This is a genomic window from Amycolatopsis sp. NPDC034160 (genome assembly GCF_055575355.1).
Genome location: NZ_JBVISU010000009.1, coordinates 278,357 through 291,791 on the forward strand (window position 1 = coordinate 278,357; position 13,435 = coordinate 291,791).

Genomic DNA, 13,435 nt, shown 5'->3' on the forward strand with positions numbered 1-13,435 from the left:
CTCCACAACAGACTTGCCCGATAGCTTCGCTTAGCCTCGGGGTAGCACGGTCAGCTCACCCGACGGAAAGCATCAATTTCAAGCCGCGTTTTCTCGAGAATCAGTAATAGTATGCGGTGCGACCGGTGAAAATCGTAGCGTAGCATACTTCAATTTAACCGCCCGCGCTCGACTTCTGCATCGTCGAACATGCAGGTGGCCCCGCGGCTCGGGCCTGCACTCTCACTCTCGACAACCGCATGTAAGGTCAACTGGCGTGTCCTTCTTGCGTCGCAAGCTCAAACGAATCGATCCCACTCGCTTGTTCGATGCCGCCACACTGCCGAATAGAAGCGCCCCGGCGGCGGTCCCCCCAGGAACGCGCGACATCACGCTTGCGGCACCGAAATCGGTATCCGCGTTGCTGGCACTCCTCTCCCCTGACGACGACAAATTGAGTGCCGTGATCGCCGGTCACGACGCAGCAGTGACCGACACTCTTCGCTGGCTCGACGAGAAGGCCGCATTCGCCCGCTCCGGGCCGGCCATGCTCGATTGCCAAGGCCTCAACACCACGGTGGTCCCACACTTCAGCAGTGCTGACCAGCAACCACACCTTCACGCCCACATCCTGGTCGAACCCACCGTCACGGGGCTGGACGGCCGTGCCTACCCGGTGGACTGGGGCACGCTCGACCAGGCACTCGCCGTGGCGTCGCCTCTGTACATGGGCGCGCTGCGACGCAACCTCGTTGATTCGCTGGGGTGAGCTGGAACTCCGAGCATCACGAGAGCAAGTGGCAGATTGACGGCATTCCCGAGGCATTGTTGTCCGGCTGGCCGGACACGACCTGCACCTTGCGTGCCATTCCACAAACCCTCGTAGTTCGTCCGAACTAGCACGCCACTCCGCGGAGAGGTGGATCAATGGGGGGCAGCGTGATCGATCTACGCAACGAAGCGGTGCTGATCCGCGATCGCCAGACCGGTGTCTTCAAGGATGAAACCCGGAGCGTAGCGCGATACGAGTTTCAGCCTGGGAGTCAGCGAATCCGAATCACCTTCAACGGCCAAGGCAAGGTCTTCTCGTATGGGCCGGATCGCGTGCAGGTCCTGCGCAACGCGGTACGACGCATCGTGACGGGCGAAGACCGAGTCGAAGTCGACGGAAGTTTGTGGGAGAGCGCGACCGAAACCGTCATGTTCTCCGGAGTCCACGGCGCATGGTGTCGAGTCTTCTATCGAACTCGCGCTGGAGAGTCGTACCGGACCTACCCCGCTGCCCAGGTCCGCGTCATCACATCAGGAACTGCCATACCGCTCGTCAACGACGTGCTGCGCTACTGGCGCACGATCGTCTCCCGCCTCGACTCCGATGATCCCTTGCGATCCGCGTATGACCGGCTCACCTTTGTCCACCCGGAGAGTGTGCTCAGTTCGTACCTGACAGGGGCACCGATAGCGTCGCAGCCACTGGATACCACCCCGATCTTCCCGTTCCGCTGTAATCTCAGCCAACGCAAAGCCGTCGAGAACGCCTTGAGCCGGTCGATCTCGGTCATCGAGGGGCCGCCAGGAACCGGGAAAACCGAGACGATCCTCAACCTGATCGCCAACATCACCGCCGTCCAGCACAAGACCGTAGGCATCGTCTCGTTCGGCAATGCCGCCGTCGACAACGTTCGCGACAAACTCGACGAACTCGGTTTCGGACACATGCTCGGCAACCTCGGCCGCAAACAGAAGCGAGAGGAATTCTTCACGCGACAGCCGGCCCGCAACGCGGCAGTCTCGCAGTTCGTATCCGGTGCCCCACAGCCACCTGACCCGGGACAGCTGACAGATCTGGATCGGCGACTGCGCGAGCTGCAGGAGCATGAACGCGTCCGCGCAGACCGGCGTCAGACGCTCGACGCCCACCGTCTCGAACTACGGCATTTCGAACGTCATCTCGAGCAGGTGCAGCTTCCTGAGCTGGAAAAACTCCCGCTGCTGAGGAAGTCTGCTGACCGGATCATCGACTACCTGGCCGAGAGTCAGCTAGCCCTGGCGGGCTCGCGCCCGCGACTACTGAGGCGGATCAGTAACTACTTCAAGTACGGGTCGCTGCGTACACTCGACCCGGCCGATACCGATGTCGTGCTCCGCCTGCAACTGGCGTACTACACCAAACGAATCGCCGAGTTGGAGCACGAAGTCGAGCTTCTCGACAGTCGACTGCAACGGGCCGCCTTCGAGCAGATCGCTCAAGACCACCAGCAGTTGTCCATCCAGCTCCTCCACGCCGAACTCGCCGATCGATACCGAAAGCTTCCCCGTACCAACTACAACGCGGACTCCTATAAGAACGGGCGCACGTTCGCGACTTTCATGGAGGACTACCCAGCGTTGTTGAGCACGTGTCATTCACTGCGGGCCAGCATCTCCGACGGATACCTGCTCGACTACCTCATCATCGATGAGGCTTCTCAGGTCGACCTCCTGCTGGCAGGCCTGGCGATGTCGTGCGCTCGCAACGTGATCGTGGTCGGTGACCAAAAGCAACTCCCGCCCATCCCTGTCGAAGCCGCAGCCGATCTCACGCCGCCGATGCCTGCTTATGACTACCGACGCCACAATCTCTTGTCCTCACTGTCGGAGCAGTACGGCGCAGAACTACCAAGCGCGCTGCTGCGAGAGCATTACCGATGCGACCCCGCCATTATCGGATTCTGTAACAAAAAGTTCTACGAAGGCGAACTGATCCCGTACACCACCAGCGGCGTCGAGCAGCCGATGCTCGTGGTACGGACCGTCGAGGGCAATCACATGCGCCGCCACCACGCAGGAGGTCGCTCGAACCAGCGCGAGGTGGACGTCATCAGCCAAGAGGTCATCAGGGATCACTGCCGGGGCTTCGCCGACGCGGACATAGGGATCACCACCCCTTACAGGCTACAAGCTGACAAGACCCGCGACATACTCGATCAGATCCAGGCTGACACGGTTCATCGATTTCAAGGCCGCCAAAAGCAGGTGGTCATCCTGACCACCGTCCTGGACGAGACGTGGCGCGGCCGCACGGGACTGCCGTTCGTCGACGATCCACAGATGATCAATGTAGCGGTGTCACGTGCGGTCCGACGGTTCATCCTCGTGACGAACCACGCCATGATGCCCACCAGTCGCCATATTCAGGACTTGGTCGGCTACATCCGCTATCACAACCCCGGCGACGAAGTCGTCGACAGCACCGTGGTCTCCGTGTTCGATCTGCTCTACAAAGCCTACTCGCAGCGGCTGCGACCACTGGCCGCGCGACTCAGGAAGGAACGCAAGTACCTATCCGAAGACATCATCTGGACCGTGCTGCATGACATCTTCGCTGAGCGGCGTTACGCGCATCTGACGGCCGTTCCCCAGGTACTTCTGAAGAATCTGCTGCCGAATTCCGATCGACTCACCCCGGCTCAAGCCACCTACGTGAAAAACCGGGCATCGCTCGACTTCGTGGTGTACAACCGGGTGACCAACCAACCGCTGCTGGCCATCGAGGTCGACGGGTTCGCCTTCCACGAGAACAAGCCGACTCAGTTGGCGCGAGACGCCCTCAAGAACGAGATCTTGCGCGTGCACGACCTGCCATTGTTGCGGCTACCGACCACCGGCAGCGGCGAGCAGCAACGAATCCTGGACGCGCTGATCAGTGCTGAGTCCCACTGGGCTCGTCGCTCAGTTTCCGAAAATTGAAGTCGTGTGCACGCCAGCGAGTTGATTGAACGTGCCTACCCGCCGAAGGGCTGGTAGGGCATGACCTGCGGCTGGGTGGGCGGCGCCACGAGGTCGTCGCCTGGCCAAAAGGGGCCGCCCCGCGCGATGTAGCCGCGGATATGACCCATGAGCTCGTCAATGTGCTGTTCACGCTCCTGCCATCCCACCTGCACCTGTCGCCCATCGGGGTAATGAATCGTCAAGGTGGAGGTGGGGCCTTGGGCCAGCAAGGCGGCCATTGCGTCTGGCAGGCCCATCGGCATAGCGTCGCAGCCTTTGTGGCGAGCGACATGCACGACAGCGTCAACCACGCGTTCCCAATCTGCGACTACGGGCCAGAGTCGGCCACCGCCAAGCTCGAAGGTCAGCGTGGAAAGCGGCACGAGACATCCTGGTTTGCGGACCGGAAACTCCGTGAGGCACCTGTACATGCGGCCGCCATCGGGTTGCGGAACGGATGTGTGAAGCAGTGTTTTTGCGTGCACGACGATGGCGTTGATCGGCACAGGGTGTTCTGGAGCCTGGTAGGGCTCATGCATCGCCAACAAGTAGACGTCTTCGATCGCCACACAATCTCCTCGTTCTTCCGGAAGCGGAATCCCTTTGTCTGCCAAGTGTCGCAGACAAAGGGATTACCGGCGGCCGTGTCGACACTACAGCTGGTCGGCGCAGGCTGCCCTTAGCTCAGGCAGCCCGGAGCTGCCGATACCAGTGCTATGGCTGCTAGTCGGTGCGGGTACGATCACAGCGTACAACCAGGATCTGACAGTTTCGATTCAGCCGACTCCTGTCGGATCGGTTCCAAGGCGCGGGTCGATTCAGATCTCTCGCCCGCACAGGGCACGGTGGTAGGCAATGTGAGCGTCACTGATGGCATGTCCATCCTCGCGACGAAGTGGTGTAAGCAACCGGCGGTCCCGAGTGCGCCTAACGTTCCAGTCCTCGTCAACGTAAATCCCGAATCCATCGAACTGCGCATGATGATTCGGGCAGAGACACAGTAGATTCTCAAGTTCATCCGGCCCGTCATGCGGGCTGCCGAGGCCACGAATGTGGGCCGCGTCGCTCCGGTAACCATCTCGGGTTTCCAGCTGTACTTCACAGACCTGGCAGGTATCGGCGTGGAGAGATTTGACTCTTCTGGCAAGCTCGACATCCCGCAGCATGTGCGAAACACGGCCTTCGACCCGTTCGACCGGCTGTCCGCTTGCGCTGGTGAACCCAGCCAGACCGACAGTCTCAAGCAGATCGGCCTTGTCTATCTCGTCGGGCAGCCTACGCATCAGCACTGCGATGATCTCACCCTGTGCTTTCGTAGAATCGAGCAGCTTGCCCGCGGCGGCGGTGAAACCCACCGTGCCGCGCTCGTCGAAGTCGCCACGTTGGGGATCGAATCCATCGGCCTCCCAGAAGCCGGTGGAACACAGCGACAGGACCTGCACCTTCGGCGGCTCGGACGAGCCAACCTTGACCAGCAGCTCTTCCAGCGCTTCGCGAACTTCCGGCCAAGGGATCCGCCTGGAGCCGCCGTGTACCTGCCTGCCGATCATCCATAACACGGTCACCGTGTCCGCCCATCGGGAAGGCTCCAGCAACGTGAGCGCGGTGACGAATTCTTGCCGCGTCAACCTGGCCTGTGCAGACTGCGCAGGTACATGCTCGGCGTGATGCATTCGACCGTCCAGTTGGATCTGTATGGCCGTGGTCTGGTCGGGCGAGGCCAGGCGCAGGCCACGCAGCGGGACTGTCACACCTAGTTCCTCCGCCGGCATCGGGGGATCAAGTGGTCGCAGATCGGTCAGAGCCATCATGTGTTCCCAGGTGACCTCGCGCCCCTCGTTCAGTTCGACGCCCCAAATTGCTCGCGCCGCTGCCGGATCTCGGAACAGGTAGGCGATCGACGCACGCGCGTAGAAGGCCTTGTCCGCATAGAACAGGACGATGTCTCCCACTCGCCGATCTCGCAATGCCTGAAACTTCTCGTTGCTCGTGCTGTCGGTCGGCGTTGCGCCCCAAAGTCTCGCGACACCATCCGGATACAACCTGGTAAGGACCTCGAGCTGGGCGTCCAATGGCCCGGCGTACTCAGCCAGACTGATGCCTCGCCGCATCGACCTTTCATAGTGATCACGTGCAGTAGCCGAGCGACCACGCGGCTGCAGTACCACGCCAGGAACCTGATCATCGATCGTCACGGTCACGACCTTAGAGATCCCCACCGACAAATTTCGCGAACCCGGGATACCCTGCCCATCAAAGGAAGGGACTGCTGCTGGACGGGCTGAACCCGACGAAGGTCACCACAGATCAGCCGGACGTTCCGGTACCCGACAGACCGGAATGATCTGCTGGCAGTCGCCCCGCCGCCCGCAGTCAGCGCGATCGACAACGGTATATGCCCTGCTCACAACGCAGATGCGGCTTGTGCTCCGGCCACCATGCGCCTGACCCAGTAGATCATCACCCGGTAATGACGGCCGACGCGGTCGCGATGGCGCAGACTGTAGCTCTAACGCCGCCAATTCTCGTCAATCAGACTGAACCGCTCCGTCAGTGCCAGGTCTTGTCGAGTCTCAGTACTGCCCGGCCGAGCTCCCCCTGCTGACGGAAACCGAACTGCTTCCCGGCGGTAGTTGGCCGCCGGTCAATCCGGAGAAGCAGCCGTGAGTTGTACAGGACCCGAGCACCCTGGATCAAAGCGAAAGTGCATTCCGCGTAAATTGTCGTGCAGGTATGTGATCATGTGATCGTCAACGGTTCCGGGGAGGGAACTTGATTTCGTCACGTCGTCCGACACCTGAGCAGGACGCGGCTGTGGAGGTGTTCCGCAGCGGCACGGATCTGGTGCTGCAGGCTGGAGCGGGAACAGGTAAGACCACCACGCTGACCATGCTCGGCGCGGCGACGTGCTGGCAAGGCCAGTATCTGGCGTTCAACAAGGCGATAGCGCAGGAAGCGCGGCGGAAGTTCCGCGGCAACGTGCGTTGCTCGACCGCGCACAGCCTGGCGTTCAAAGCGATCGGGCACCAGTTCGTCGAGCGGATGGAAAGGCCGCGGATGGCCACCGTGAAGCTGGCACAGCTGCTGGGCATCAGGATGAACGTCACCATCGGCACCCGGAAACTGCAGCCCTCGACCCTGTGCTCGATCGCCCGGGACACCGTGATGCAGTACTGCTACTCCGCTGACGACGTCCTCAACCGACTGCACGTCCCCTGGCCCAAGGGCATCACCGACGAGAACGAGCACGACCAGCTCGTGGATATCGTGCTGCCGTTAGCCACCCGAATGTGGGCTGACCTGCAAACTCCCGACCGCGGGAAGGTCCCGTTCAAGCACGACCACTATCTGAAGATGTGGGCACTGACCCGTCCGCGGATCCACGGCGAGTTCCTGCTCTTGGACGAAGCCCAGGACACCAACCCGGTCGTCGAGCAGGTCTTCCTCGACCAAGGCGCGCACGCCCAGCTGGTCATGGTCGGTGACTCCGCCCAAGCCATCTACGGCTGGCGCGGAGCCCGCGACGTCATGACCGGCTTCCGCGCTCAGCAGCTCGCGCTGTCGCACTCCTTTCGCTTCGGCCCCGCGATCGCGGCCGAGGCGAACCGATGGCTCGCGATCGCCGGCGCACCGATCCGCCTCACCGGCTCCCCGCATGTCAACAGCGAGCTCGCTCCGGTCACGGCACCGAAAGCGATCCTGTGCCGGACCAACGGCGGCGCGATCGCCGAGCTCCTCACCCAGCTCGGCGACGGCCGCCAGGTCGCGCTCGCCGGCCGCGCGGCCGAACTCCGCAAACTCGCCGAAGCCGCCCGCGACCTGCAAGCCGGAAAGCGCACCACCCATCGCGACCTGCTGCTGTTCTCCACCTGGGGAGAGGTCCAGGAGTACGTCGAGTGGGACTCCGACGGCCGCGACCTGCTCCCGTTCGTCGACGTCATCGACGAACACGGCGTCGACGTCGTCCTCCAAACCCTGGCCCAGCTCAGTGCCGAAACCCACGCCGAAGTCACCGTCTCCACCGCCCACGCCGCCAAAGGCCGCGAATGGCCCACCGTCCGGATCGCCGACGACTTCCCCGAGCCCGACGACCCCGAAGACACCGAACTCGGCGGAGACCCTATGCCCGGGAAGATAGAACCCGCTGAAGCCCGCCTCGCCTACGTCGCCGTCACCCGTGCCCAGCACCAGCTCGACCTCGGCGGCCTCTCCTGGATCAACCAACACCCCGACGGCAACCCCACCCAGTCGTAGGCACCATGCCAAGTACGGCCCTGCCGAGGCCAGAACCATCGTTTGCCCACGAGTCTCCCGGAGGCGTTTCCTGTGCCTCCTCAGTCCCCAGTCAGATGTGCTGATCAGACGTTGTTGAAGGTCGTACTCGTCGCCATTTCGCATCGGTCCTCTTCTGCGTGGTTCCGGAGCACTTGTTCGTCACGTAGCGACTGCGCAGACGCGCGGCCGGATCACATGAAACGAAACATCGGTGACCACCGACGGAGTATTCATGATCCAGCGAGGACGTTTCGGGGGCGCGACACGATGACTGCGACGCAGGCCGAGGTCGCGGGTCCAGCTTGGTGCGAGCCAGGCCTGGACCTGGGCGGCGGCCGCTACCCTCTCTCGGTCGAGGCATCAGTGATGGGCATGGTCGACACGTTGGTGCCCGGCGTTTCGACGCTGACCAGACTCGTGCGCTACTACTCCCTCTACTGGGCGCTAGCGGATATCGCAGGGCGAAGAGGCTGGGGCGCCGAAAAGTGCCAGACGGTCCTGCGACGTTCTGAGGTCGCGCTGGCTCTCGTCTCACGCGGCAATGAGATCGCCGCGCACGGCGGCGACCGAGTCGCATCACTGCTGGATACCGGCAAGGTTGACGAACTCGCCGAACTCGGTCGAGGCTCCTACTCGCCTCGTGCCTGGGGCTTCTGGTCGCAGTACAACGGCCCCAGTGTCGTCATGGGAACGGTTACGGTCGAAGAAGGCGCACTACGTCCTGGTCGTCGCGACTGTCCACTTGCCGTGCGGCAGATGTATGCGCCTCTGCTCGAGACTGCGGCCGATCGTCCGATTCAGCCGGAGGAAGCCATCGACCTGGCCGAGCTCGCCATGGACGCGACCGGGACCGCGGATCTGGGACCTCTGCGAGAGCTTTTCACCGCCACCCGCGACGGACTTCACCTTCCCGCTGACTGGACGGGTGACGATCGGACCCGCCGCTCGACGCTGCGGATCCTTGCCAGATCGGCACAACTCGAGCCGACGGCTTCGACCTGGTCGGATGCGTTGTACCTCAGCGTCGCTTACGGCGGCCGCATCAGAACCGACCCGGTGCTGAGCGGCGAGGAACGGGCATCGGCTTGGCGGGGGACCCTTCTCCGGAGGCTGTCCGTCGGTGCCTGGCGGCGACTCTGGGCCGAGTTGGTCAGTGAGGTCAGTGAGAATGGCTCGGCGACGAAGGATGACCTGTACGAGTGGATCTCGGCGGAGGCAACGGCGGTGACCGTACAGGACTTTGTCGCGAATTGGCCGCCGCTGGTCGATGGCGAAAACGAACCGAGCCCAGCCGAACAACAACTGCGGGCCGAACATCCACCGGTCCTGGCAGATCTCGCCGTGTTACTGGCCGGTGGACGGCGTAAAGAGCAGCTCACCGGACGCAGCCGTGCCGCCTTTCTCGGCCGATATCCCGAGCGAAAGCAGTTCCTGGATCCGAATTGGGTGGCGAACCGGCACCGCGAACACGCAAGCGGAACAATGGCCGAGCTCGCTCGTTCCTTCGTCGACGACATGCTCGCGCAATCCCGCCGAGTCGCGCTGCGCAAGCTCAAATTCGACACCTATGGCCGGATGAAGCTGTTCACCAAGCTGCACGAGCGGAACGGCCGGTACTATGCGGTCGGTGCGGAGGGGGCGGGCAATGTCGGACTGCGGGTCGAACAGCTCGAGTTCATGGCCGGGCAACTGGGATTCACCGAGCCAGGCGGTGACCGCCTCGTAATCACCCCGCTAGCCGAGACACTGCTGGACCTGCACACATGAGCAAACCCGACTTCCAGTTCCATTCGCCGCTGTCGCTCCTGCACGAGTGGGAAGGCCGCACGGACGGCGCGCCGCTGCGTGAGCTCCTCGTCACCGGTTTCACCCTCGATCTGGTCTTCTTCGAACGCCACTGCGTCTCCATCGCGCGCGCACTGGGCGCCAGGATCACGGTGCTCGGCGACGCCGCCCAGACCGTCCACGAAGCCGTCGACGTACGGCACGCAGGCCGGGCCTACCAACACGGTCAGGCAAGCTGTGGCGGGGCATTCCACCCGAAGCTCGTCGTCCTTGCCGGTGACGACGACGTCTGGGTGGCCATCGGATCAGGCAACCCGACCATGTCCGGCTGGGGCCACAACTTCGAGTTGTGGCTCGTGATCCGGGCTTCCCGCCGAACGGGGCCACGGGCACTGCACGACCTCGGCGCTTGGCTCGCCGACCTGCCACGAGTCGTCAAGATGCCGTCCTGGGTCGGCGACACCGTGGCGCTCATCGGGGACTGGATCACCCCGTCCGAGATCGATGACACCCTGCCGGGGGTCCGGGTATTCGGCAACCTCCGACGCTCGCTGATCGACCAGCTTCCGACGAGCCCTGTGGATTCGTTGCGGATGACTGCACCGTTCTTCGATGCGCGTGCTCGCGCGGTAGAGGCGCTGATCGGGAGGATGCGCCCTGATGAGGTCTCCATGGCACTCCAGGAAAGCCTTTCCCAATACAGCGGGAAAGCATTGTTGGATGCCACGGCCGCCGTGCCACGAACCAGTTTCTCGTTTTTGGACGAGAACCGCACCCGGCACGGCAAACTCGTGGAATGGAGCGTCGGCGGTAAGACGACGGCCATGACCGGCAGCGCAAACCTCAGTGCCGCGGCGCTGCTCACGACCACGGTGGACGGTGGCAACTGCGAACTCGTGACCACAGCCCCGATCCTCACGTCGCTCCTGCCCTGGGAAGCATCAGTCGACCGGTCCACGCTCAGCCGAAAGGACACGATCCCTGGCGACCTGCGCACTGACCCCGCCGTGGCGCTCGTCGTCCTGGGCGCGCGACGGGTCCAGCACGCGATCACCGTCGAGCTGATCACCACCACCCAAGAGCCGATCACTCTTGAGTCTTCCCCCAACGGCTCCCCGGACACGTGGACGGCCCTGCAAGTCTTCACCCCTGACGGTTCCACTGTCCAAAGTGTGCAGTTCATCGCGCCGGAACAGCTCGGGGGCGCCGTTCGTGCCAAGGCCCGGGTGGGAGACCAGCAGGTAGTATCACCGGTCGTCTTCCTCACCGATACGGTTCGGTGCCGCCCTCGCGCCGACACTTCCGACCAGCCACGGATGACCTTCGTCGGCGACGATGACACCGTCCTCACCGACAAGGTCCTGGCAGGCCGGTTCAACGCCGACCTGCTCCGACTCCTCGGCCATGTGCAGGAACACAAGACGGCCACTGCCACGGCACCCCTTCGCTCGACTGCGGTTACGGCATCGGCCGCAGACTCCGACGACCGTTGGGGCATCTGGCTGGAATCCGTGGAACGCAGCCTCGGTCCCCACCTCACTGGTGTGCTTTTCCCTGGCGCTTTCGTCAGTCCTGGTACCACGACAACCGAGTGGGCGGTCGGCCCCGAAGCCAACGATTCAGAGATTGCCGAGGGAGAGTCCGACGACACGATCGAGGGTTTGACCGATACCCCAGCCGATTCTCGCCGCGCAGCACCGGACATTTCCACATCGCAGAGAAGTCAATACCGAGCCTGGGCGCACCGGTGGACGAAGGCGGCGACGGCCGTTCCCCGACCACCCCTGGAACTGCGCATGCTCGTCGCCCGCACCTACTTGGTACTGCTCGCCGCGTCAGTCTGGGGCACAGACGAAGGCTGGAGACCGGAGCTTCGTGACCTCGCGTGCTCACTCGTTCCCGATGCCGACGAACAATCGAGCATCCCAGGGCAAGCACTGGACTTTTTGAGCTCGCTGATCTCCGCATGCCTGGCCCTATTGCTTCAGGACGCCACGCTGCACGGTGGCGGCGAATACGACGTCATCGCGAAGTCGGCTTGGGCGGGCACAGTAGAACTGGTGGCCTACGCCGACCCGGAGCTCGCGGACGAATACCTTTACGCCCCGGACAAGCCCTATGCACGGGTCCCCACGTGGAGCGAGGTGAAGGGCGTCATCGACCTCGCCGCGACCGCAGTCGACGATCCGCACGCGGAAGACCGTGCCGCGCTGGAGCAAGAGGACCTGCCCGCCGAAATGCAGGACGGTGTATGGGTCATCGACGGCACGTTCCGCAACCCACGACGTGTTGCGGCCAGGGCCGCGACTCTCGTGCGTACACCGTCCGCGGTACTCGCCCGGAATGAGCACAAGACCACCGTGGTTCTCAGAGAAGGCAAAACGCTCGCGATCGCCGAGTCCACCGCGCCCCGATGGCGCGTCTACGAACTGACCCCCATGAGCACCCCGCTCTCCATGCTGGCCGGCGACGACGGCTTTCCCCAAGGAGGAAAGACCTACCCCCTTGAACCCGTACCGACACGGATCCACGCACTGACCGAGGCCGTACGTGTCAACCATCAGCTTCTCGTGGCGGCGCTGCAGGCATATCGGCCCGGCCCCACCAGGACTGGCCAGCACAGCAGGTAAACAGGATTTGATTTCCCCAGACCCACGCACACGGAGATATTCACATACCCCTGCCACAGGCGCCCTAAGCAACTACCGAATGTCAGGTAAGCCAGAGGCGTGTGGTTAGTGAGCAACTCGCGGGACTGTAAAACGTTCGGTGTAACTCCCGATCATGGAAGTGCACCTGATGACCGAGATGATGTCCGGCGTGGAGAACGCTGAGGACTCGAAGCCCGAGATGGGTTTGGAGGGCCTGGACGACCAGCTCGTCGAGCAGCTGCTGAACCGTGCCAAGGCCGGTGGGCTGAAGCTGACCGGTGAGGGCGGGGTATTGCAGCAGCTGACCAAGCGGTTGCTGGAGTCCGCGCTGGATGGCGAGATCACTGATCACCTGGGCTATGACAAGCACGACCCAGCTGGTCGCGGGACCGGCAACTCACGTAACGGCACCCGCTCCAAGACTGTCCTGACCGACGTCGGGCCTGTGCAGGTCGACGTGCCGCGGGACCGGGACGCGAGCTTCGAGCCGAAGATCGTCGCGAAGCGGCAGAAGCGCCTGACCGGGGTCGACGAGATGGTGATCTCCTTGGCTGCCAAGGGATTGACCACCGGAGAGATCTCCGCGCATCTAGCCGAGGTCTATGGCGCCGAAGTGTCGCGGCAGACCATCTCCACCATCACCGATAAGGTGGTCGAGGGCATGGTCGAATGGCAGAATCGGCCACTGGACCCGGTCTATCCGGTGATCTTCATCGACGCGATCCACGTGAAGATCCGTGATGGCAAGGTCGCCAACCGGCCGATCTATGTCGCGTTGGCGGTGACCTGCGAGGGCCGTCGGGACATCCTTGGCTTGTGGGTCGGCGACGGTGGCGAGGGTGCCAAGTACTGGCTGCACGTGCTTACCGAGTTGAAGAACCGCGGTGGAGCTGCCCCCGCGATGCGGACACCTTGATTCCAGACGCTGGTCTGGAGGGAGGATGTCCTGGTGCCTCGCAGGTCGAAGTATCCGGAGCAGTTCCGTCGTGACGCGA

7 protein-coding genes and 1 pseudogene are annotated in these 13,435 nt (G+C 63.1%); 6 read left to right on the forward strand and 2 right to left on the reverse strand.

The window, feature by feature from the left end; translation table 11 throughout:
- The first annotated feature begins 256 nt into the window (after nt 1–256).
- Nucleotides 257–748: a relaxase domain-containing protein gene (locus tag ACZ54P_RS20480; RefSeq protein ID WP_465463136.1), complete on the forward strand. Its 492-nt coding sequence runs from the start codon at nt 257–259 to the stop codon at nt 746–748.
- A 170-nt stretch (nt 749–918) separates the two neighbouring features.
- A complete protein-coding gene (locus ACZ54P_RS20485) occupies nt 919–3,708 on the forward strand; it encodes an AAA domain-containing protein (RefSeq protein WP_465463137.1) in 2,790 nt (929 codons plus the stop codon).
- A 35-nt stretch (nt 3,709–3,743) separates the two neighbouring features.
- Here ACZ54P_RS20485 and ACZ54P_RS20490 read toward each other — a convergent pair whose 3' ends face one another.
- Both ACZ54P_RS20490 and ACZ54P_RS20495 read right to left on the reverse strand, forming a co-directional pair.
- Nucleotides 3,744–4,298: a hypothetical protein gene (locus ACZ54P_RS20490; protein WP_465463138.1), complete on the reverse strand. Its 555-nt coding sequence runs from the start codon at nt 4,296–4,298 to the stop codon at nt 3,744–3,746.
- A 249-nt stretch (nt 4,299–4,547) separates the two neighbouring features.
- Nucleotides 4,548–5,924: a phosphorothioated DNA-binding restriction endonuclease family protein gene (locus ACZ54P_RS20495; protein WP_465463139.1), complete on the reverse strand. Its 1,377-nt coding sequence runs from the start codon at nt 5,922–5,924 to the stop codon at nt 4,548–4,550.
- A gap of 577 nt (nt 5,925–6,501) precedes the next feature.
- On the opposite strand from ACZ54P_RS20495, the gene ACZ54P_RS20500 reads away from it, so the two are divergent.
- The 4 genes and pseudogenes from ACZ54P_RS20500 to ACZ54P_RS20515 form a co-directional block, all read left to right on the forward strand.
- Nucleotides 6,502–7,983, forward strand: coding sequence for a UvrD-helicase domain-containing protein (locus tag ACZ54P_RS20500; RefSeq protein WP_465463140.1), 1,482 nt, complete (start codon nt 6,502–6,504; stop codon nt 7,981–7,983).
- Between the two features lie 288 nt (nt 7,984–8,271).
- Nucleotides 8,272–9,771: a hypothetical protein gene (locus ACZ54P_RS20505; RefSeq protein WP_465463141.1), complete on the forward strand. Its 1,500-nt coding sequence runs from the start codon at nt 8,272–8,274 to the stop codon at nt 9,769–9,771.
- On the forward strand, nt 9,768–12,419 hold the full coding sequence (locus tag ACZ54P_RS20510; protein ID WP_465463142.1) for a hypothetical protein: 2,652 nt from the start codon (nt 9,768–9,770) through the stop codon (nt 12,417–12,419). The genes ACZ54P_RS20505 and ACZ54P_RS20510 overlap by 4 nt, the downstream gene beginning before the upstream one ends.
- Before the next feature lie 220 nt (nt 12,420–12,639).
- Nucleotides 12,640–13,326: pseudogene (locus ACZ54P_RS20515) on the forward strand (IS256 family transposase); the annotation flags it as partial.
- Nucleotides 13,327–13,435: the final 109 nt, after the last annotated feature.